Annotated in this window: 19 protein-coding genes; 12 read left to right on the forward strand and 7 right to left on the reverse strand. The window is 41.9% G+C overall.

Annotation, left to right across the window (positions count from 1 at the left end):
* Positions 1–8 precede the first annotated feature (8 nt).
* From BFS30_RS20475 to BFS30_RS20490, 4 genes are all read right to left on the reverse strand, one after another.
* Entirely contained in the window at positions 9–3,272 is a 3,264-nt protein-coding gene (locus tag BFS30_RS20475) for a SusC/RagA family TonB-linked outer membrane protein (RefSeq protein ID WP_167353175.1), read from the reverse strand.
* 222 nt (positions 3,273–3,494) lie between these two features.
* Positions 3,495–4,676: a FecR family protein gene (locus tag BFS30_RS20480; RefSeq protein ID WP_069380997.1), complete on the reverse strand. Its 1,182-nt coding sequence runs from the start codon at positions 4,674–4,676 to the stop codon at positions 3,495–3,497.
* Positions 4,677–4,760: 84 nt separating this feature from the next.
* The gene (locus BFS30_RS20485; RefSeq protein ID WP_069380998.1) at positions 4,761–5,378 is read right to left on the reverse strand and encodes an RNA polymerase sigma factor; all 618 of its coding nucleotides are present in this window, start codon (positions 5,376–5,378) and stop codon (positions 4,761–4,763) included.
* A gap of 110 nt (positions 5,379–5,488) precedes the next feature.
* Entirely contained in the window at positions 5,489–6,007 is a 519-nt protein-coding gene (locus BFS30_RS20490) for a helix-turn-helix domain-containing protein (RefSeq protein ID WP_069380999.1), read from the reverse strand.
* Between the two features lie 126 nt (positions 6,008–6,133).
* On the opposite strand from BFS30_RS20490, the gene BFS30_RS28220 reads away from it, so the two are divergent.
* From BFS30_RS28220 to BFS30_RS20550, 12 genes are all read left to right on the forward strand, one after another.
* Positions 6,134–6,244, forward strand: a complete 111-nt coding sequence (locus BFS30_RS28220) for a hypothetical protein (protein ID WP_420488426.1) — start codon at positions 6,134–6,136, stop codon at positions 6,242–6,244.
* 188 nt (positions 6,245–6,432) lie between these two features.
* Positions 6,433–7,035 carry an RNA polymerase sigma-70 factor gene (locus BFS30_RS20500; RefSeq protein WP_083252331.1) on the forward strand — a complete coding sequence of 201 codons (603 nt, stop codon included), beginning with the start codon at positions 6,433–6,435 and terminating at the stop codon, positions 7,033–7,035.
* Positions 7,036–7,128: 93 nt separating this feature from the next.
* Entirely contained in the window at positions 7,129–8,238 is a 1,110-nt protein-coding gene (locus tag BFS30_RS20505; RefSeq protein WP_069381002.1) for a FecR family protein, read from the forward strand.
* Between the two features lie 217 nt (positions 8,239–8,455).
* On the forward strand, positions 8,456–12,106 hold the full coding sequence (locus BFS30_RS20510; protein ID WP_083252139.1) for a SusC/RagA family TonB-linked outer membrane protein: 3,651 nt from the start codon (positions 8,456–8,458) through the stop codon (positions 12,104–12,106).
* 19 nt (positions 12,107–12,125) lie between these two features.
* The gene (locus BFS30_RS20515) at positions 12,126–13,574 is read left to right on the forward strand and encodes a RagB/SusD family nutrient uptake outer membrane protein (RefSeq protein WP_069381004.1); all 1,449 of its coding nucleotides are present in this window, start codon (positions 12,126–12,128) and stop codon (positions 13,572–13,574) included.
* Positions 13,575–13,645: 71 nt separating this feature from the next.
* A complete protein-coding gene (locus BFS30_RS20520) occupies positions 13,646–14,794 on the forward strand; it encodes an AhpC/TSA family protein (RefSeq protein ID WP_069381005.1) in 1,149 nt (382 codons plus the stop codon).
* 44 nt (positions 14,795–14,838) lie between these two features.
* Positions 14,839–15,852, forward strand: a complete 1,014-nt coding sequence (locus tag BFS30_RS20525; RefSeq protein ID WP_083252140.1) for a TlpA disulfide reductase family protein — start codon at positions 14,839–14,841, stop codon at positions 15,850–15,852.
* Between the two features lie 32 nt (positions 15,853–15,884).
* The gene (locus BFS30_RS20530) at positions 15,885–16,994 is read left to right on the forward strand and encodes a TlpA disulfide reductase family protein (RefSeq protein WP_083252141.1); all 1,110 of its coding nucleotides are present in this window, start codon (positions 15,885–15,887) and stop codon (positions 16,992–16,994) included.
* 81 nt (positions 16,995–17,075) lie between these two features.
* On the forward strand, positions 17,076–18,482 hold the full coding sequence (locus BFS30_RS20535) for a TlpA disulfide reductase family protein (protein ID WP_083252142.1): 1,407 nt from the start codon (positions 17,076–17,078) through the stop codon (positions 18,480–18,482).
* Positions 18,483–18,493: 11 nt separating this feature from the next.
* Positions 18,494–18,943, forward strand: coding sequence for a protein-disulfide reductase DsbD domain-containing protein (locus BFS30_RS20540; protein WP_069381009.1), 450 nt, complete (start codon positions 18,494–18,496; stop codon positions 18,941–18,943).
* 47 nt (positions 18,944–18,990) lie between these two features.
* Positions 18,991–19,530, forward strand: a complete 540-nt coding sequence (locus tag BFS30_RS20545; protein WP_069381010.1) for a TlpA family protein disulfide reductase — start codon at positions 18,991–18,993, stop codon at positions 19,528–19,530.
* A gap of 31 nt (positions 19,531–19,561) precedes the next feature.
* Positions 19,562–20,260: a DUF4369 domain-containing protein gene (locus BFS30_RS20550; RefSeq protein ID WP_083252143.1), complete on the forward strand. Its 699-nt coding sequence runs from the start codon at positions 19,562–19,564 to the stop codon at positions 20,258–20,260.
* A gap of 177 nt (positions 20,261–20,437) precedes the next feature.
* Here the strand turns inward: BFS30_RS20550 and BFS30_RS27805 are convergent, their stop codons facing one another.
* The 3 genes from BFS30_RS27805 to BFS30_RS20560 form a co-directional block, all read right to left on the reverse strand.
* Positions 20,438–20,608, reverse strand: a complete 171-nt coding sequence (locus BFS30_RS27805; RefSeq protein ID WP_157262987.1) for a hypothetical protein — start codon at positions 20,606–20,608, stop codon at positions 20,438–20,440.
* A 332-nt stretch (positions 20,609–20,940) separates the two neighbouring features.
* The gene (locus tag BFS30_RS20555; protein WP_069381012.1) at positions 20,941–21,660 is read right to left on the reverse strand and encodes a LytR/AlgR family response regulator transcription factor; all 720 of its coding nucleotides are present in this window, start codon (positions 21,658–21,660) and stop codon (positions 20,941–20,943) included.
* 1 nt (position 21,661) lies between these two features.
* Positions 21,662–22,690, reverse strand: coding sequence for a sensor histidine kinase (locus BFS30_RS20560; protein ID WP_069381013.1), 1,029 nt, complete (start codon positions 22,688–22,690; stop codon positions 21,662–21,664).
* Between the last annotated feature and the right edge of the window lie 95 nt (positions 22,691–22,785).

Raw genomic sequence — 22,785 nt, forward strand, 5'->3', positions numbered from 1 at the left:
ATAATTAGTTAATATGAAAATTGAATTCCAGCAGTGAACGTTTTTAGCGAAGGCATAGTTGGTGTACTTAAGGGAGAAATAAACGGGTTATTTACTCTGCCGGGAGTAATATTAGTTTCGGGATCAAACCCTTTATAGTTGGTTATTGTCAGCAGGTTTTGCCCACGGATATATAACCTGCAGTTAGCCATGCCCATTGCTTTTTTCCAGCGATCAGGAAGTGTATAGGATATAGAAACATTCTTTAATCTGATAAAGGAGGCGTCAGCAAACGCAGCGTCGGAAGTCAGGTAATAATTGACATATGAATTGTAGGAAGCTGACGATGATTGCGTACTTGGGGTAAACTGGCTATTTAGCACATCTCTATACTGATTAGACAACAGCCCTGGAAAACTGGTGATACCGTATTTTTTTTGTTTCACAAAATTGAACAGAAAGTCAAGCTGAAATTTTTTGTAACTGATACTATTGCTCAATCCGCCGTAATATTTAGGATCATTGCTCCCGGCGATTATATAATCCCCCAATCCGTTAGCCATTAAACCCCGGCTGATTACACCGTCGTTATTTGCATCCTGCACGGTAGCCTGGCCGTTTGTAAAGCCCGTGGAATGGTACAATGCGATCAAACTTAGTGGCTGCCCAATTACGTAAGCGTTCGCATAAGTTGAAGTTAACAGATCAGGAAAGGCCAGCAACTTGTTTTTGTAAAATGAAATATTGAATGATGTATTCCAGCTGAAATCCTTTTGCGCAATGGGATTTGCCTTTATCTCTAACTCAAATCCTGTATTTTGTATCATGGCATCAATATTGGCAGTATAGGAGGCGAAGCCAGACTGTGGTGAAAGGGGATAAGCAGCAAGTAAATTACCTGAACGGTTACGAAATATGGCGCTATTAAGTAATAATTTATTGTTCAAAAAGCCCAAGTCTAAACCAGCCTCCAGTTTATAGGTGCTCTCCCAATGTAGCTGTTCATTGGCAACTCCTGAAGGGACATAGCCAGATGCGGTACCATAGGGAAAATCAGAAGATCCATAGGTATTCTGATATTTGTAATTCCCAATCTGATCATTCCCCACAATCCCATAGCTACCTCTTAGCTTTCCATAGCTAAGCCATTTTGAGTTTTTAATTACAGATTCCTCAGAAAATATCCAGCCAGCACCCACAGAACCGAAGTTTCCGAATCGCTTATCAGGACCAAATCTGGACGATCCGTCTCTTCTGAACGTCCCGTTCAGGATATATTTTCCATCCCAGGTGTAATTCAGTCTGCCAAATACAGACAAATACTTATACTCAGCGCTGGCGCTTTGATTGATGAAAATAGTGCTTGCCGATGCATGGTTCTCCATTAATGATTTGGATGCAAAGCCCCGGCCGATAACATATAAAGGCTGATTATATTGAGTGTATTGCCAGGTGCCGCCCAAGGTTGCGCTTAATTTACCCTTTTTTATAGCGACGTTATAATCTAATTGCGGTTCAGCTATGTAGGATTTGGTATTGTTGATGCTGTACATTCCTGTTGCCGGAGCGCGGTATGCGGGGTCGTATGCGTCACCTGGAATGATCATTTTCTGATCGAAACCTATGCCATTGTGGCCCAGACTTGTTTTAATCTGCAAATCCGGTAAGATTTTGTAACTAATCGCAGCGTTTAGTATCAGATTATCGGTAGCAGTTTTAAGATATTTCCTGACTTCGGCTAAAGGATTGCTGATACCCGATCCCCAATAAAGTTGCCCGTTAGCATCGTAAAGTGGATAGTTATTGGGATAAGTTACGCTGCTGCCGGTAAAATCACTACCATAAATCAGGTTATTATCTTTGGCATATATGGTACTTAGATCAACCTTTAACCGACCGTCGGCAGAGGTATGATTCACTTTCATATTTACAGAACCCCTCCGGTAACGGGAATCCCCGGGCATTACTGTAGTTTCGTTATGAAAAGTACCGCTCAATAAAAACGTAGTCAGCTGATCGCCTCCGGAAATGGAGGAATTGATATCAGTAAGGTGCGACGTACCTCCAATTAACATCTTTTGGTAATCGGTATTTTGATCGGGTTTCCATTGGAGAAGATCTGGCGCATTCGCCGCAGTTGGCGTAATGTTGTCATTGGCAAAAGCTTGTCGGCGGATAGCCAGGTATTCTGAAGTGCTGAGTGTTGGCAGCATCCTGGTTACCTTTCCGACACCGCTATAAGCGTTAAAATTTAAGCGGGCCTTACCTGATTTTCCTTTTTTTGTGGTGATCAATATTACACCATTGGCGCCTCTTGAACCATAAATAGAAGTTGCATCGGCGTCTTTAAGTACATCAATACTTTCAATGTCGGTAGGATTGATGAGATTCAGAGGATCACTGCCGCCATTTGCTTGTCCGCCGAAACCTGTGGCTCCTGTGTTTTGATCGGCGACTGGCGCTCCGTTGAACGGTACACCATCAATGATATATAGGGGATAGGTGCCAGACTGCATAGAGTTGGTTCCACGCATCTGTACCTTGACCGGTGCTCCCGGCAGTCCTGATGACTGCTGTATAAAAAGTCCTGGTACTAATCCTTCGAGGGCCAAAAGTGGTTGTGATACTGGCTGCTGTTCCAATACTTCAGCCTTAACAGTAGATACATTACCTGTATTCAAGCGTCTGGTAGTTGTTCCGTAACCGATTACCTGCACATTATCCAAAGTTGAATTACTGAGCTCCAGGCGAATGGCACTTAAGTTTTCGTTGGCCTTAAGTTCTTTAGTCTGATATCCAACGTAACCTATTGTGAGTAACGCCTGTTCATCTACACCTTTTAGGAAAAAAAATCCGTTAGCATCAGTTGTTGTTGTTTTCTTCAGATCATTTTTGATACGAACTGTGGCTCCGGCAAGTCCCATGCCTTTTTCATCCGTTACCCTCCCCCGGATATCTATATTAGCGAAGAAGTTTGTGATCACATCGAAAATCCCCTTTTCTTTGGCCTTCACCACCACTATTTTGTCTTTAATCTGGTAAGTAAGGGGCAGTCCCGAAAAGCAAGCGATTAATGCATCTTCGATAGTCGCATTTGTTACATGTAAGCTAATGGGTTTTACGTTTTGCAAGACAGTTTTGTCATATACAAAATCATAACCACTTTGTTTGAGAATCTCTTTGAAGATGATCTGCATTTTTGCATGTTGCTTGTTGAGCGTTATTCTTTGCCCAAAACTACTGGCGCTAACCTGCATTATAGAGACCATCAACAGCATACTGGTTAGTTTCATAACATGCGTTATTTTTTTGACGCAACCCGGCGGGATACATCTTTTCAAGTTGTAAATTTTGTACATTTGTTAGGTTTGGTTTACAGCGGTTGTCTTCACATTGTTCAGATGCGACAATCCACTTCGGTTGATATTTTAATAGAATTCGAGAAGATCATACTAAACTTAGCTGGCCCGATCCGCATTGGGTCAGCTAAATTATTAGCCTGTTTTGTAATTGATTTAGTCTATAACGGTCACCCTCCTTCCTTCAATTTTAAAGTGAACTTTTCCTGTTTCCTGAAGTGCATTGAGCACCGCAGATAATTTTCTGGCACGGGAAATTCTCCCCTCTAATCGTAAGCTTCTAGGCATGGACTCATAGACGACCTCCACATCATACCATCTGGATATTTTATTCATGACGCTCTGAAAATTGTCATCATCTAATAAAAAATAACCATTCTTCCAGGCAATTGCCTCTTCCGGATTTACTGTTGCAATTAGCAGCTTTCCATCGTGATTAAGCCGGGACTGCTCACCTGGTTTCAGGATGGTTTCGACCTCCCTGGCTCCATGTAATGAAGAGACCTTTACACGACCTTCCAGCAGTGTGGTAGTAATTGTTGGCTCATCTGTATAGCTGTTGATATTAAAATGGGTACCCAATACTTCAATTGTTTGTCCGGCACTTTTCACAAGAAAGGGATGTTGTTTATCGTGAGCAACCTGAAAGTAACCTTCGCCAGCCAGCTCAACAGTTCTATTGACTAATCCTTGAAATGTTGAAGGGAATTTGAGGGTGCTGGAGGCGTTTAAGGTCACAGTTGTGCCATCCGGCAGTTCTATGCTATATTGTCCGCCGCGTGGTGTGGCTATAACCGAGATTTCAGAATTTTTCACTTGTATGTAATTTATAGCGGTGCCGTCGTTATAAGTCAGTCCGGTGGCTTTGATTACAATGCCGGATTTGGAATCACTCAAGTTGATCGTTTTGCCATTGGCGAGTGTTAGGATCGCCTTGTTACCTCCTGGTGTAAGGTCATTTGACAGGCGAATAGCATCACTATTAAACCTTGTTTTACTACGATAATTGAAAAACAGTATTACTGAAACAATAACCGCAAGAATTGCTGTAATTCCAGCGATGAGCGGCCAAAGTTTAATGGAAGGTTTTAATGGGCTAACTTTATTTAAATTAGCAATGCTATTCTTCAAAATCTTAAAATCGTGGTCAATTACCTTCTCTCCAGCTGGTATAGGCAAAAGCAAAAGAGTGGTCTTTATTTCTTCAACCTGATCTTTATGTTGAGGATTTTCCTTTAACCACTTTTCCCAATAAGTAACATCGTTAGTATTGCTTTTGAAACAATAGTTCAGAAAACTCTCCTGGCTAACAAGCTTGCTTAGGTCTGATTCCTTCATATTAATAAGGGTTTAGACAATAGAGCAAGTAAGCCGAACTTTTTACTACGTTTTCTATTTTTTTATGATATTTCGATATTTGAACTAACTGTAAAGTATTAAAAATAGCAGAGATAAGGTTGCGATTGCTGTGATAAGACTGGCAGCTTTATTGTCTCCGATGTGTTTTCGCAACTTATGAATAGCTTTAAAGATGGTATTATAAGCTGTACGTACGGTGATTTGGTGTGTTGTTGCAATTTCTTCATAACTTAAACCCAAATAGAATTTCTCATAAATCATTCTGGCTTGGCTTACCGATAGTTCATCTATGTAATGCTGGAGGATAAGTTTAACCTGATTACCTGTATCCGTAGTCATTATCTGCTCATCTGAAGCGGGTACAATCAAAATCTCTTCTAATGATGCTAATTCCTGAGTTTCTTCGGAACTGAAATGATCTTTTTTGAACAAGGCACGTAAAAAGGAAGTGAGTAGATAATTATGATGATCTCTGATACTGGAGAGTTTATCCCGGTTTTCAAAAATATAGAGGAAAAGATCGTGTACACAATCTCCGATTTTTTCAGATAGAGCTCCCTTTTTTACCCCTATATAAAAAAAGTACTTGTGGTAATGAGCATAGAGTTGATAATAAGCAGATTCGCTAGCATTGTTGATGAAGTTGTTCCACTCGTTTTTTAAGTCAGTTCCCCTTTTCACTCTACTCGTTTTGATGATTAAATATAAGAAATTGCGACTAAAGTAACCAATTACTTTAATTCAAAGCAGTTAATATTGGAGTTATCCCTGGAAGGGCCCGGCTAGGTCGGTTAAGACTGATTTTTTTTAAACTCACTTGGCCGCATTCCATATTTTGATTTAAAGACCGTAGAAAAGTAATTCGGTGATGAAAAGCCGACCATATAGGTGATTTCCGCGATGCTATACCTTTCATTGATCAGCAGGTATTTTGCTTTTTTTAACCTCCTGTTCATGATGTAGTCTGTTACACTGCAGTCCAGCAAGGCTTTAACCTTCCTGTATAACTGAACCCTGGAAATACCGATCTCTCTACTGATCTCATCTACGCTAAAATTCTCGTTGGCCAGGTTCTGCTCTACAATTCCTGCAAAGTCATTCACGAATTTTTTGTCCAGGCTTCTTGAAATGGGTTGTTTTCCTGGAGTACTGATATCGCTAACATAATGACTTTTGAGCAGGGAGCGGTTCTTCAACAGGCTCTTTACAGTTGCCACCAGGTATTCGTAATTAAAGGGTTTTACAATATAAGCATCAGCCATGCTTTCCATACCATAGATCTGCTGCTCCAGGCTGCCATGGGCAGACAATAGTATAATCGAATATGTGAGGTCCGGACGTCAGATTTTAATCTTTCGGTGATCGATCGCCCGGATGACCCCGGAATCCTGGATGTTGCATCCGCAGAACTTTTTGCTGATGATGGGCTAACAGTGATGACGGATGTGTTTTTCCCTAAAAGTTTAATAAACAGAATTAAGCTATCCGGAAATGGAACTCAGGTAATAAACAATCTGGTCATATCTGCTGTTCCATCATTCCAATAGTTAGTATCTTCATTCATCATTGCAAATGCTTTCCAAACCTACAATACTATCTCTATGGTAGTATAGTAGGTTTGATTGAACATTCACAAAGTCCATTTGATATGTCAGCGGTAAGTCATACAATTAGAGTTTTCCCCATTCCAAAATTAATGCGGATATTGCATCTGGATTCTACTTGGCATATCCGGATGATAGAGAACAATGAAAATGAGTATATATATTGGATCAATTTGTTGCGAAGGGGTGATGACCAGGCTTTGTCACATTATTTCCAGCTTCATAACAAATCCCTGCTCTATTTTGCGACCAGGTTAATAGAGAACCCAGAAGAGGCGCAGGATATTGTAGCCAATTGTTTTGTGGCCCTGTGGGAAAAAAGAAGTGATTTTGAAGCAGATGAAAATGTGAAGGCCTTTCTATATATCAGTTGCCGTAATGCCTGTCTCAATTTCCTTAAGCACATCAAAATTAAGACCAGGGTTCAGGAATTGTTTTACAAGGAGCTGGTGCAGAATGAGGATACCGTATTGTACCACATCATGCGCTCGGAAGTACTGCAAGCGTTGCGCATGGAGATTGAACTTCTTCCTGAAAATTACCGGGAAGTGTTTAAGCTGATTTACTTTGAACATAAAAGAACAGATGAAATCGCCGGGCAGTTGAATCTTTCTGTTCAGACCGTACGAAATTATAAAACAAGGTCAGTAGAACTATTGAAAACCGCTATGCTTAAAAAAGGTTTTTCAAATGCTTTAATGCTGACGATCTTGTTAGCATTGGATGGTATATAAAAGAATCAAAAATAATTTGCTTTTTTTGAGTTGTTTGATTTCCTGAGTTGTTTCTATATTAAATTGGCATGAAGCCTATGTTAATGTATCGTTATGCTGGAAAAACAATTCAATATATCTAAACTGATTACTGCGTATTTGCAGGGTAGGCTAAGTGCATCACAACAGGCAGAATTGAATACCTGGCTTGCTGAAAATCCGGAAAACAAGGCTTTTTTCGACAGTTTCAGTGATGAGGAGCTATTGGGAAGAGAATTAACGTTGTTTGAAGCCGGCGATGAGCAGGCCACCTGGTCTAAAACCCAGGCGATACTGAATAAAAAATACCAAACTACGATATTGTGGCCGAAGCTTGCTGTAGCGGCCGCTGCAATTGCAGCAATTGCTTTTGGACTTTGGTTTTTTAATAAGCCACATTTCATGAAGGCTACTTCAGAATCCAATTACGCCAGGGATATCAAACCTGGAGGTAATCGTGCCACAATAACACTTGCCGACGGAAAGGTGATTAACCTGGATTCGACAAGGTCAAATGTAGTTGTGCAAGATAGTGTGAAAACCGTTAGAGCAACGACACTCATTGCCAGCACGCCAATGGGCGGTACCTATAGTTTTACCCTTCCAGATGGTACAGTAGCGTATCTGAATGCTGCATCCAGTATCAAGTTCCCTTCAAGGTTTACTGAAAAACAAAGAATCATTCAGATTGAAGGAGAGGTCTATTTTGAAGTCGCTAAAGACAAAGCACATCCATTTATCGTGGAGAGCGAAGGTCAGCAAGTGGAAGTTTTGGGTACCCATTTCAACGTGAATAGTTATGCGAATGAACCTCTCATCGCAACAACGCTAATTGAGGGATCTGTGAGTGTGACAGCTGGAAAGAATAAAAGAATTATCAGACCTGGTGAACAAGTATTAAATAATGGTACAAACATCAGGGTCGCTGAGGCAAATCTCGAAAATGTAATGGACTGGAGAAACGGTGATTTCTTTTTGAACCATGTAGACTTCAAGACGGCCATGCGGAAAATTGCACGCTGGTATAATGTGGAGGTATTTTATGACGAAACCGTGCCAGATAATATAAAATCCGGTGGATGGATATCCCGGGATAAGCCTTTATCAGTCGTTCTTAAATCAATCGAAGATTCAGGTCTGGCCAAATTCCGCATAGAAGGGCAAAAAATTTATGTGTTCAGGTAATAGTATCTGAACAGCCAATATCATCAACTAATACAAACCTAAAACCAACCACTATGATCAGAAAACTACGAAAGAACAGCTAAGGGCCTGTAAGAAAAGAAAACCAGGAATGCTTTTGGCACGCCTGGTTTCAGTTTGAGTCAATTTATTAAATTTTTCATTACAGCAGCCTGGTCCCTGGAAAGTAAAGGCTTGCTGCAAAAACCAAACTAAACAAATGTATAAAATTTATACCATGTATAGGGATATGCCTATGTCCCTGTATTCCAAAATACTACTGATTATGCGATTGACCACCATAATGCTATTGGTATGTTTTCTTCAGGTGAGCGCGTCAACTTTTGGCCAGCGGATTACTTTGAACAAAAAGAATGCGCAACTAGAATTGGTTTTAAGGGAAGTCCGGAAACAGAGCGGTTACGATTTCATTTACGATGGGAATATCTTTCCAGCCGGCAAAAAAATTAACATCGCTGTCAATAACGCAAATATTGATGAGGTGATGCGATCTGCATTACAGGGTCTGTCCCTTAGTTATAGCATAGACATAGATGGGAAGATTGTATCTATCAGAAGACGGGAAGCACCATCACTGATAGAACGGATCATTTCGAAATTCGAACGTATCGATGTACGCGGCCGGGTTTCGGATTCCGATGGAAATCCGCTTGGTGGCGCGAGTGTCAGGGTTAAAGGTAGTAATGTTAAAGTAAATACTGATGAAAAAGGAGCGTTTTACCTCCAGGGTGTAGAGGAGAATGCCATTATTCAGATTACCTATATAGGTTATCTAGATAAAGAGGTAAAAGCCGCAAAAAATCTTGGAAACATTACGATGGAGATTTTGGATAGCGACCTAGAAGAGGTAGAAATCAAATATTCTACAGGTTACCAGAAAATCTCCAGGGAGCGAAGTGCGGGTTCCTTTTCTAAACCCGATTTAGACATTATGAAGAATCGGTCGGGTAGTGCTAACATTCTTTCTCGATTAGATGGATTGGTCCCCGGACTTGTCGTAAATAACGCGCCAAGTTCGACTCAGAATCCTTTTTTGGTACGGGGATTGGCTACGATTGGTTTACACGATAGTTTTGGTAATCCTACCCGTGGTGGGGCTGCCCGAGGTCCGCTCATTGTGGTTGACGGGGTTCCCCAGGATAACATCAACGCCATCAATACACAGGATGTGGAAGACATTACGGTATTGAAGGATGCAACTGCAGCCTCTATTTGGGGTACCAGGGCAGCTAATGGTGTAATTGTAATTACCACGAAGAAGGGTAAAGCCGGTGATAAGCTGCATATTGAGTATGATGGCTTTGTGAATTTTCAGGGTAAACCGGATCTTGATTATATCCAAAGGCTGAACAACCGTGCATTCATAACGGCCTCGAACGAGGTGTTTGAGCAAAACAAAGCTTTCAACCCTGTCGGCCTAGCGTCGTCTCTGGCAGCACTGCGTCCTCATCAGGTTATCCAATATAACAGAGATGGGGGGCTGATTTCTGAGGCCCAAGCCAATAAAGGACTCGACAGTCTGGCTGCGATAAACAACAGGAGTCAGATTAAAGATCTTTTTTACAGGAATGCCATGCTCACTAACCAGACCATTTCTGCCTCCGCAGGTGGAAAGGCCTATTCTTTTTACGGATCTGGTGCTTATACCGGAACAAAGTCAAACCAACCAGGCGAGCGAGATGATCTTTATAAAATTAACCTCCGGCAGGACCTGATCCTGAACAAGCGTATTTCACTGTTCCTGATTACCGACATTAGTAATAGCGTGCGCTCATCTCTCGACGACATTAGTGATAAGGACGATTCCGGTGTCAATAATATCATTACAGTCCCAACAAAGCTGGTGCCTTATCAGCTGTTCAAAGATGGTAGCGGGAACCCCTTAACTATTAATCATATGGGTGAATACGAGGGTGGAAGTTTTAGTGAGGCGAGGCGACTGGAATATCAGAATGAGAGCGGAATCAATCTGGACTATAACCCATTGAATGAACGCAACCTGCGTTACAACAAAAGTGACCAAATCTATAGCAGGATCGTAGGCGGGGCTACGGTTAAGATTTTGAAAAGCCTGCGTTTTGAAGGGAACTATGGTTATAATGTTATGTCTGCCAGCGGCAAAGGCTTTTTGGATGCCCAGAGTTATGCGGTGCGTAGGGAGTTGCTGCGCTACACTGTCGCGCAACCAGGAGAGGATCCTACCTATTATTTGCCAAATGAAGGTGGGAAATTAACACAAACAAATTCAACGTTGAAGGACTATTCCTTACGTAACCAGTTTATTTTTGATCAGGGCTGGGGCGAACATCAGGTAACCGTACTTGCCGGCCAGGAGGCGACTTCTCAGTTCGGAAGATCAACGCACATTGTTGTAAGAGGCTGGGACGATAAATTGCAAGTGGGAAGGCCAATAGATTATGTTACTTTAAGCAAGGGGCTTGACGAATCGATAACCGGGGGAGCGCCAGCTTTAAATGACAATTTTACAGGAGGTGATATTCCTGTAGTTAGAACCAGCTCTTATTATACAAACCTGGCTTACAGTTTTATGCGAAAGTATACGCTGAACGGTAGCTGGAGAAATGATCAGAGCAATTTGTTTGGTAAAGATAAATCTGCGCAAAACAGGCCAGTGTGGAGTATTGGTGGAAAGTGGATGCTCGGTGAAGAGAAATTTATGTCGGACATTGACTGGTTAGCCAGGCTCGACCTAAGAGCTACTTATGGTGTTGCCGGTAATGCCCCGCAACCAGGTACTGCGGCATCTTACGATATTTTAACCGCTGCTGTGGGACCCTGGTACGTGACAGGAAGGGGACTGGTTATCGCAACCCCTGGTAATGATAAGCTAAGCTGGGAAAGTACAGTAATCAAAAACGCCGGAGTGGATTTTGCTTTGTTCAAAGGAAAGGTAAGCGGATCGATTGATGCTTATATCAAAAATACAACCGATCTGCTGGGAAATCTCCCTGTCAGCAAATTCTCAGGCTATGAAAGTGTAATTGGAAATCTGGGTGCTGTCCAAAACAAGGGATTTGAAATTAGTTTGAACTCGGTGAACGTAGCGGCCAGAGATTTCTCCTGGAGCACTAGTTTTACGCTTGGTTACAATAAAAATAAGGTTCAGGAATTACAATCACTGGGTACGATTGCCTCAGGAACTGAAATGATCCGACAACCATATGTAGCTGGCTATCCGTCATTTGCATTGTTCGCATTCGACTATGCCGGACTGAATAGCTCCGGTGATCCCCAGATCAGATTGGCAGATGGTACTATTACTAGTGATCCTAATATTTCGAAGGTAGAAGACGTAAAGTTTATGGGTACGAGGCAGCCAATCTGGGCTGGTGGATTGGCCAATAGTTTTAACTACAAAGGCTTTTCGCTAAATGTCAACCTGGTGTATAACCTGGGGCATGTGATGTCCAGGGATGTGAATACTTTTTGGACAGAAGCCATGTATGACAATGTGCATGCTGAATTTGCTAACCGCTGGAAAGTTGCTGGTGACGAGAAGAGAACAGATATTCCTCGTTATATAGGTGACAACTCGCTCAATAGTGACAGAAATACGCTGTACTATACTGCCGCAAACAGTAATGTGTTCAAGGCCTCCTTTGTTAAAGTAAGAGATATCACGCTGGCTTACAGTCTTCCACAAAGGTTAACTGAGCAGCTTAAGGTTCAGGGAATAACTTTACGTGCACAGGTATCCAATTTGATGCTTTGGAAAGCTAATAAACTGGGTATTGATCCCGAGTTTCAAAACTCAGGAATATATGGAGGCGACAGATCCTTACGCACTGGGCAAGGGGCAATTACCTTTGGAGCACATGTTTCATTTTAAGTCTGATAAAATTTAAATTATGTATATTTCAAATAAACGATATATTTTACTGTTCCTCACTACAGTAACTTTAATCTTAACTTCTTGTAAAAAGGACTATCTGGAAGTAGAACCCAAAGACGTCATCGTTGCAAAGACAACTCAGGATTACGAAGCGCTATTGAATACGACTAAAGTTGACCCTTCAGAAGCTGCGCGGTTTTTGGGAGACGAAGTTGGCGCCCAGAGGGATTATTTTAGTGGAGCCTCAATATACAGGCAGCGCTTGTTCAAGTATGTAGGCGATGCCTTACAGCCGGATGATTTTCCTGAAATGGGCTATCTTCAGTCGAACTATGTCTTTAATAAAATCATTAATGAGATAGGAGCTTCCACTGGTGGTACGGAACAGCAAAAGGCACAGATCCTGGCTGAAGCAAAGGTGGGAAGAGCGGTTTGTCATTTACTCTTTCTAAATGATTTTGGAAAGCCTTATAATAAAACAACGGCTGCCGCTGATTTAGGTGTTCCAATTATTACCAGTGCTGATGTTATAAAAACAGACTATAAAAGAGCAACTGTGCAGGAAGTTTATGATTTCATCATTAAAGACATCACTGAGGCCTTGCCAAACTTGTCAAAACCGTTTTCCAGTCCCCTTAAAATATCGAAAGCTGCCGCTGAAGGCATTCTTGCCAGAGTTTATCTTTATATACACGATTATGCCGCTTCCAGCGATCACCTGGATAAAGCCTTTAGCGCTTTAACAGGAGCGACGAGACCAGTGGGTTTATATGATTATAATGAGACACTTAGTCCGGATGGATCCTGGCAGCCTTCAGATCCCCAGGCTTTTGGCCCCGCGGGTATGCCGTTTGAATCCAATGGGGGAAGTGAAGAAAGTGTGCTAACTATGTATATGCCCACTTTAACGCTTTCTTCTGCAAATTCATTCGTTTTCAATCCCGAAACCGCAGCACTTTATGATCCCTCGGACTACAGGTTGCAGATTTACTCAGATACGGAAATTTTTGGGACGGTGATTTTTAAGAACGGAATGAGACGTTATCCTAGATTCGGAGCTGAAGTGGGTATTTCCCTTCCCGATATGTATCTCATGAGAGCTGAGTTAAAGGCACGTGCGAATGATTTGGGCGGTGCAATAGCCGATGTGCAATTACTAAGGGCTAATCGAATGCCGGAGTCCGAAGTTGCAGTTCCTGCACTTGTTGCGGGTAATCAGCAGAGTTTGGTTCGCTTTATCCTGGAGGAAAGGATCCGGGAATTTGCTTTAAAGGGGATGAGATGGTATGATATGCGCCGTTTGTGGAACGATCCTTTATATGGCAATACAATCAATAAAACCCATAAAATTTATTCAGCTAGCGGCGCTGAAGTTGAAACGTATCCGCTAACGCCGGATCGCCTGGTATTGAAGTTCGGTAAAAAACTCGTTTCACAGCATCCTTTACTGATTGATAACGACTAACAAAAAGATTTTGTGGATCGCTGCATTTATGCAGTGATCCTATATCACAACCATGAATCAAATAAAAGAATATGAAAAGATTAACCATCTTATCGGGCTTCCTATTTTCAGCTTTTTTGGCTTCGGCGCAGAACTTTGTCGTTAAGGGAAAACTATCTGGTATCAATGATCCGGTTGACGTGGTCATGGATTACCGTGGAGAAACGGTAAAACAGCTTTCGAAGGACGGTACCTTTGAATTCAAAGGTACAAGCTTCCCCACAGAGGCTACCATTAAGACCATGCCTTATCATCCAACACTGACAATGGTAGATACCGCTTATTGGGCTTTTGCTTTTAAAAAGCGGGGTTTAATGGGGGTACGTAATTTTTTCTTAGAAGGGAATGTAACGATCACAGGTAAAACTCTGGAAGATGCAAAAGTGTCAGGAAGCAAGGAACAGGATCTTTACGAGGCGTTCAGAAAAAAGCTAAACGCGCTCAATAAAGACATGGACGCCATCCTTGAGAAAAGCCGGCCGAGCCGAGCTGAAAATGACGACGATTCTGAGGCTGAACAACAGGAGCCGACGCCACGGGTAATTACCCCTGCTGAAGAGCAATTGCTCAAACAAATTGCTGAGCTGAAGATTAATTTTGTGAAACGTTATCCAAACAGTTATTACAGTTTGGAACTTACAAAATTTGAAAGCCGTCTTGATCCGCATACGTTTGAAAGCATGCTTAGCTTACTGGGAGCTCCTGTACAGGGAAACACCTTGTATAAGGCACTAAAGAAAATGGAGGAGGGAAGCAAAATGGCTAAAATTGGTAATGACGCTTATGTTTTTACACTTCCCACACCAGAAGGACAGCAAATATCATTAGCTGCTTATAAAGGTAAGTATGTATTACTTGATTTTTGGGCAAGCTGGTGCGCTCCCTGCAGAGCGGAGAATCCGGTACTGATGGCTGCTTATGATAAATTCAAGGCCAAAAACTTTGAGATTCTTAGTGTTTCGATTGACGATAAGAAAGACCTTTGGATACAAGCAATTAAAGAAGACAAACTGCCATGGACACAGGTACTGGATAACAGGGCAAATGGTGGTGGTATTTCCACCTCATATGCCATCACCGCTATTCCACAGAATTTTTTGATCGATCCAAACGGTAAAATTATTGCCAAAGATCTTCGTGGCACAGCCCTGGAAAAAGCACTTGCCCAGTTTATCCAATAATCAGCACGATAACCTAATCGTATAATAGATAGAAATAAAAATAGATGAAAAGAATAATTTTTTTAATGGTTGCCTCATTGATGACGACATCGGTGGTCGCACAGATTAGTTTTAATATTAAAGGCAAGGTTGCGCCAGGTATTTCTGCAACACGTGTTGCCCTGGGTTATGGGGAAGATGGTTCTGAACATGACACGGTCAGCATTGTAAACGGGCTATTTGAGTTTAAAGGTAAGGCCAGAAGGTCTGCGCTCGTGGTATTAGATTTGATCAGCCCTCAAGCAGCAGGTTCATCTGAAAATGAAGAGGGGCCTGTCGCGTTCTTCTACCTGGACCAGGGTGTTACATCAGTTGAATTTGATAAAGATGGAAAGTCTAAAATAACCGGAGGTAAAGAGCAAAAAATCTATGCGGAGTATAGTAGCCGTAAACAGGATCCTAAGAACTTTGGCATGGATACCGAGGAAGATATTGCGAAACTGATCAAAAAATATCCCGACAGTTATGTGGGCTTTGATAAGCTGTCCTATCATTCTGTAAGGATGAAGCCGAAGAACGTTCAGCAAGTATTTGGCAGTCTGAGCAAAAGGATAAAGAATACTGTAGATGGCATCGAATTTAGAAAAACTTTAGACATCGCTCTAAGATTTGATATAGGTAAACCTTCTGTTGATTTTTCACTTCCCGACACTTCAGGAAAGGCAATATCACTGGCCTCCTTTAAAGGTACTTATGTTTTGCTGGACTTCTGGGCGAGCTGGTGTGGTCCCTGCAGAGCAACACATCCGGAACTGAAAAAGACATACAGCAAGTTCAAGGACAAAAACTTCCGGATACTTGCTGTTTCCCTGGATAGGCAAAAAAGCCCTTGGCTTAAAGCAATAGAAGAGGATCAGCTCACCTGGGCGTTGGTTCTTGATGCTTCAGGTGATGTGGCACGTAATTACGGGATTAAGCAAATACCACAAAGTCTGCTGCTAGATCCGGATGGCAAGATTGTCGGAAGGAACCTTAAGGGTGAAGCTTTAGATGCAGCACTATCAAAGTTACTTAAATAAGCATTGCATAGTAATTTTTAAACTAAAAACATATGATGAAGAAGATAATTCTTACCCTGCTCTGCCTGTATATGACAGGAACATACGCGCAAGATAAACCCTTTGTAGTAAAGGGGAAACTAAACGGCACATTAGCAAATGGTCGTTATGTCCATTATTATTTCCTGAAAGGGGGCGACTTAGTTATGGACTCGGCAAAAGTGCAGAACGGAACTTATACTTTAAAAGGAAAGGTTGACCACATGCTCATGTTGAACATCAGCCATAGACCATATGGTGGGGATGTGAAAATTTTTGTTGGTCCTTTAACCCAGGTTGCTGTAGCGCATCATAAAACCCTAAGGGAAGCGAACGCTACAGGTACAAAAGCAAATTTGGAGTATAATAAAGTCCGCACTGCATTGAACGTCTATATGGCTAAAATGGATGCCATCGACAAAAAATATGATGTTGCACTAAAAGCAAAAGACAGTGCTACGCAGGAAGCATTATTTGCCGAGTCTGAGGTGATATTTAAAGCCATGAATAACACGGTGTATCCCAACTATATCTCAAAAAACACGAATTCTCCTATTGCGCTGGCAATGCTGGATGAATATCTGGCTGGTGTTATAGATGACCGCAAACTCGAACCTTTGTTTACAAAATTGTCTCCGTCAATAAAAAAGACTGCCGAGGGGAAAAGATGGGCGAAATTATTGGCTACAGCTAAGCTGACCTCTATTGGTAAGCCAGCCCCGGACTTTGTGCAACCTGATACTGCAGGCAAGCCGGTAAAACTCTCGTCCTTAAGGGGCAAATATGTGTTGGTCGATTTTTGGGCCAGCTGGTGCGGGCCGTGTCGTGCAGAAAATCCGAATGTGCTTAAAGCATACCAAAAATTGAAAGACAAGGGTTTTGATGTAGTCAGCGTTTCGATTGACGGCGACAGGAAAGCATGGCTGAAAGCAATCAAAGAGGATGGTATGCCATGGATACATGTCAGCGATTTAAAAGCCAACAAGAATGAAGCTGCGATGCTTTATGGGGTAGATGCCATCCCGCAAAACTGGTTACTGGATCCAAACGGACTAGTCGTGGAAAAGAATCTGAGGGGAGAGGATCTGGATAAGCAAATTGAACGTTTAATGGCTGGGAAATAAGGCCAGGTGAGGATGTCTGACAATCATCCGTCCATCCTGCCTATTAAAGCTAATCTTCATTAAAAAATAAAAAAAACAAATATGAAAAAACTATTTTTAGCTATTGTGATGCTTTGCTCGTTAAGTATCATGGCGCAAGAAGAACAGGAGAGTAATCCCAAATTAGAGGCTTTACGAACTGAAAAAGATCAAAAAATTCTGCAGACAAAGATAAAGGACCTGGAAAATGGTACTGCGGAGGACATGGATCTTTTGATTCAGTATTACAATAATGATGCAGCTAAAAAGGATGCGATAACCAAAAGTCTGCTTACAAAATTTCCCGATAGTCAGTCTGCCAGAATGCAAAGAATGGTTTCTTTTCTTAAAGTTAAAGGAGCTGAAAATATAGAAGCACATCTTCAGTCCATGATTAAAGCTTACCCCAAAGTAAATTTAGACATGGAAAAGAGTATGCTTTCCAGCATGTATGCTGAAGAACCGAATTCAACTAAAGTTCTTCAATATATAAATGCGATGAAAGATCCTGTATTTAGGTTGAGGGCCCTGGTAATGGCCATTGATCTCATGGCAGCAATTGACAACGCTAAAGCTTTAGATCTTGCTACGGGCGAATTAGCCGAAGCGAAAAAAATGAAAGGCCGGACTGTGTTAAGCGAACCTTTGAAAGTAGATCCTAAAGCTGTTTATGACGATTACATCAATATTTATGGTAAGCTACTTTTCAAGGCAGGTAAAAATGATGAGGCTTATAAATATACTTCTGAAGCCTATAACAGTATAAAAGAAAGAGATGCTGAGCTTATCGAGAATTATGCATTCCTATCCAGCCTAAAAGGCCAATATGAGGAGGCATTACCTATTTTATCAAAAGCGGTAGAAGAAGGTAAGTTTGAGCAAAAATATATGGAGCAGGTGAGAAGGGGCTATGCAAAATTAAATCCAGGAAAGGATGTTGATGCCTACATTGCCGGGTTGCAAAAAGTTTTCATAGATAAGATCAAAACGCATGTTTCAAAATTAATGATCAACGAATCTGCACCAAATTTTACGGTAACAGATGTGAGCGGAAAAAAAGTTTCTTTAGTTGATTTTAAAGGCAAAACGATTGTGCTGGATTTTTGGGCTACCTGGTGCGGTCCTTGTGTGGCTTCATTCCCTGCTATGCAAATGGCCGCAAACCGCTATGCGAAAGATCCGAATGTTAAGTTTCTTTTTATACATACCTGGGACAACGTTCCGGATCCTTTGACCGATGCTAAAAACTTTTTAAGCAAACGCGACTATAAATTTGATCTATACATGGATCTGGTAGATCAGTCGACCAAAAGAAGTCCAGCTGCAGACTCATTTAAAGTAAAGGGAATTCCCGCAAAATTTATTATCGATGGGAATGGCAGAATTCGCTTCAACATTGAGGGTTTTGAAGGAAAAGCGGAAGCTGCTGCAGAAGAAGTATCTCAAATGATAGAGCTGGCAAGAAGTTAAAATAAGATATCATGAAACGGACCCTAATGTTAACTGCACTCGTTTTTCTGTTGAATGCAAGTAGCTACAGTCAGATTCTTAAACCGATCACCTGGAGTTATGTGGCAAAAAAAATGAGTGCTACTGAAGCAACACTATACATCAAAGCAAGTCTGGAGAAGGGTTGGCACCTCTATTCTCAAAATGTTGGTGAAGGAGGCCCTGTGGCTACTTCTTTCTACTTCCCGGCTTCTAAATTATACGATATGGTGGGCAGAACCATAGAGCCAAAGCCGATTAAGAAGTTTGAGCCTGTATTCATGATGGAGGTTAGCTACTTTGAAACTACTGCCATTTTCCAACAGAAGGTGAAACTAAAAGGTAAACAGGCTACAGTAAAAGGATCAGTCAAATTCATGGTCTGTAATGACAAACAATGCCTTCCTCCTTCAGAAATATTCTTCAGCATACCTGTTAAATAAGCTTCAATTTTTGAGCATTAATTTAATAACATTAAATATTTAAGCGAATGAACATAAAAGTAATGATAACGATGGCTGCGATGCTGGCAACGGGATACGCATATGGACAATCAAAGCAAAAGCCAACTGTAAAAAAAAGACCGGCTATAGCCAAAGCGCCGCAGGAAAATGGACAATTGCTTGCAGGTATGAAAGCGCCTGTGCTGAAAGTGGCGGAATGGCTTTCTGAGGTTCCGGACATGAAAGGTAAATTTGTTGCCCTTGATTTTTGGGGACCCTCTTGCAAACCTTGTATCGCTGGCTTTCCGCACATCAACGAGCTGCATCATAAGTACAAAGATCAGGTTGTTTTTATAGCGGCTACTACAGATGAAGATCCGGGGGAAGTTTATTCTTTTTCAGCGGGTGCTCCGGTTGAATTTTATAGCATGATGCAAAAAGCAAAAGCCTGGGAAGACTACAAGGTACAGGGCATTCCACATATGCTATTGATTGATCCAGCGGGAATCGTTCGCTATAGCGGAAATGGTTTTGAGCTGAGTGAAACCATGCTTCAGGACATCATTAAGAAACACGGTAATAAATAAGCGGCTGTCCTCAAATTTAATTTAGAAACAAATGAAATACTTTTTTTTAGCAATAGTAATGTCAGTCGCCTTGGCGGGCAATGCGCAGATCCTAAAATTTGAAGGGGAGCTTTCCGGATTAACAGCAGGTACAAAAGTGATCCTGTCAGACATGATGAAGCAGCAGTTCCATGATACGGCGAAGGTGCGCAACAATGCTTTTGCGTTTGAGTGTAAACTGCCAGGTGCAGGCTTGTATGTACTACGTGTAGGCCTGGTTGGGAAAAGCCCTGAAAGCCGCATCTTTTATTTGGATGCGGGAAATGTTTCCTTAAAGGGCGAACGTGGCAAATTGAAAAAAGCTACATTGTCGGGTGACGAACCTTTTATGAAGGATTGGCTTCGATTCGATCATATTCAGCAAAATGATCCCATTTTGTCTCGCCAGAAACGTGAGAATGATACGGTGATCATGTTGGCGATGAAGACCGGTTCATACGATGGCCTAATGTCGGATACTGCTTTTGTCAGGCGATCAAGTGCCACTTATCCTTTAGTAGATGCGAAAAAGATAGCATTGGCCAGAACCTGGCTTGCGGAAAATCCAAATTCTGATATCAATGCTTACATCATTTATAAATACCTGCGCCGGGATTTTACAGAAGAGGAAATGAAACGTGCGCTGGATAAACTCAGTCCAGCCTCTCGTAATTCGTTGATTGGAAAAACGCTGATTACCGGAGGAAGGTAAGCAATGGCGTGTCTATGGACAGCGACAATATTTCCCGGGCAGTAGCAGATCAGCTTATGAACAGGAGATATATGAGGATGTCCTTTACCAAAAATATCAACACCAACCGTGTGGTGCGGTTAGCCCAACACAGGCTGTACGACGTTCGCGGTACAGCCTGTGTTGGGCTGCTAATTATCACTTTAATTTTTCCTTATATTTCGCCAGTTCCACCTCATATTCTTTCACAGTATCTTCAAGTATGAAACCTGCGAATTTCCCGTTCTTCAAATATTCCTTTGCTTTCGCTATAGCAATAACTTGTACGGAGAGGTTGGCAGCATACTGCCAATCCTCCTTACTATTCAATTCTTTTGATCAAATGTCATTCCTTCTTGTTAAGTATATATTTCAAAGCGACCCCTCCATTTCGGAGCAAAGTGGCCGCCAGCTTGGCTGCATGCTCCTGACTTTGAGTTCACTGATCAGGATGGCAAATCGCATACCCTTCAGGATTATTAAGGTAAGTATTTGATATTGGATCTTTGGAGCGTCACTTGCGGCCCCTGTCATACCCTCCTTTATTGTCTTATGGATAAGCACTGAGCGTGATCCAGAGTATCTGAGGCAGTCGCTTGCCCCTAAAGGCATTTTGAATGATATCTCGGTCGGTATGGCGCTCCCAGTGCGCGCTGTCGTTATTAACGGAAGCGTTCAAGCAGTTCTCGCCTGAAGGTGTTTCCGATTGGCAGGATGAAATCATTTTCCAGGAGTAATTGCCCGCCAGCAATTTTTTGTATACGACTCAGTGCGACTATATAGGACTTATGGATCCGGATAAAACGTAACCTATCCAGCTTATGCTCGATCTCAGTGGTAGTGATCGGACTTAAGTAGGTGTGTTTACCGGTGTGTACCTGGACATAGTTTCCCCAGCTTTTAACATACAGGATGTCGTCGAATATGACCCGGATAAAGTCGCCTTCAACCTTTAGCATCAGGTGATCTACAGCAGGGACAATGAAGCTCTGATCAATTGCGGTTTGCTGAGGGGCAGGTTTTAATCTGTTGAAAGCATGGTCAACGGCAGTCATAAAGCGGGGGAATTCAATGGGCTTGACCAGGTAATCAACAACCTGGTATTTATAGCTTTCCAACGCATATTGGCTATATGCCGTCGTTAGAATCACAAGGGGTGGTTTGGACATGGAGGATAACATTTCCAGACCGGACATTCCAGGCATGTTGATGTCCAGAAAAATCAGGTCTACGTGATGTTTATACAAAAAGTTCATCGCCTCTATCGCGTTATAAAATCCACCGGAAAGACAAAGGGTAGTCATTTTTTCCAGATAATGACCGATCACCAGATGTGCCCCCTCTTCGTCATCAACTATGATACAGCTTAGTGGCTTTGGCATTTCAGAGGCGATTTAACTGGATGGATAAAATTGTTTTATATTCCATTTCATTTTCGGTGGTTACAAACTGATAGCCGTCCTTGTACAGCAATTCAAGACGTTGACGGATGTTTCCCAGTCCGATTCCGGTGGAGCTATCTGTAAGGGACTCATCCGGTAGGGAGTTTGTAACGCATACGACCAGCGATTCAGTGGATATTTCAATGTTGATTTTTACAGACCACTTTCTGGTAATCGTCAGGCTATGTTTAAATGCGTTTTCTATCAAAGTGATCAAAATCAACGGCGCAATCCTGAACCTGCTGAGTGCTGCCTGGTCGCTGGGAAACGAAAATGAGATTTCACAGCGCTTTCCGATGCGCTCTTTTTCCATCACAATGTAATCGGCTATAAACTGAATTTCTTCAGCAATGCTTACAAGGGGCTTATTTCCGTTTTCCAATTGATAACGCATGAGGTTGGATAGCTTTAAAATTAGTTGTGGGGTTCTTTCAGGGGCCGTCAGACTGACGCCATACAGATTATTGAACATATTGAAGAAAAAGTGCGGGTTTAGCTGCGCATGCAAAAACTTAATGTTCATCTCGCTCATCATCAGCTGGTCCTGACTACGTTGCTTGAGCTCAATAGCAAACTGACGGATCAGAAAAAGGGACATGATGGTGATGGTACTGATCAGGCAAATGACAAAATGGTATAGGATCCAGAACCAAATGCTTCCGCGGTGATAAAAATCCGGCTCGATCAGGTAATAATTCAACGTGTATAATAGTGTCGCTCCTGCCAGGGTGGAAAGAATGGTGACTACTGCATAGGAGCTGAAACGCTTTTGAAGGTACAGCGGAAATACAAAGTAGCGATGTACCTTAGCTTGCAAATAAAGCACCAGAAAAAACGCCAGTCCTTTAATGAAGCCGGCAAGGGTATCGATCTGAATCCATTCATGCAACATCGTAAGAATGAACATCGCAATAAAGAACCCGGCTTCCTGTATATACCTGCTTTGGTACCATTTTCGTTTCTCTGCCATGGCTAATCATTTTGTTGTGTGACAATGATCCGTTTTTTTTTCTAACGATCCAAGAATACATGACCAACGTTGTTCATCATGTAAATGGCCGGCTT

Origin of the sequence: Pedobacter steynii, from assembly GCF_001721645.1 — a bacterium.
Classification (GTDB): Bacteria; Bacteroidota; Bacteroidia; order Sphingobacteriales; family Sphingobacteriaceae; genus Pedobacter; species Pedobacter steynii_A.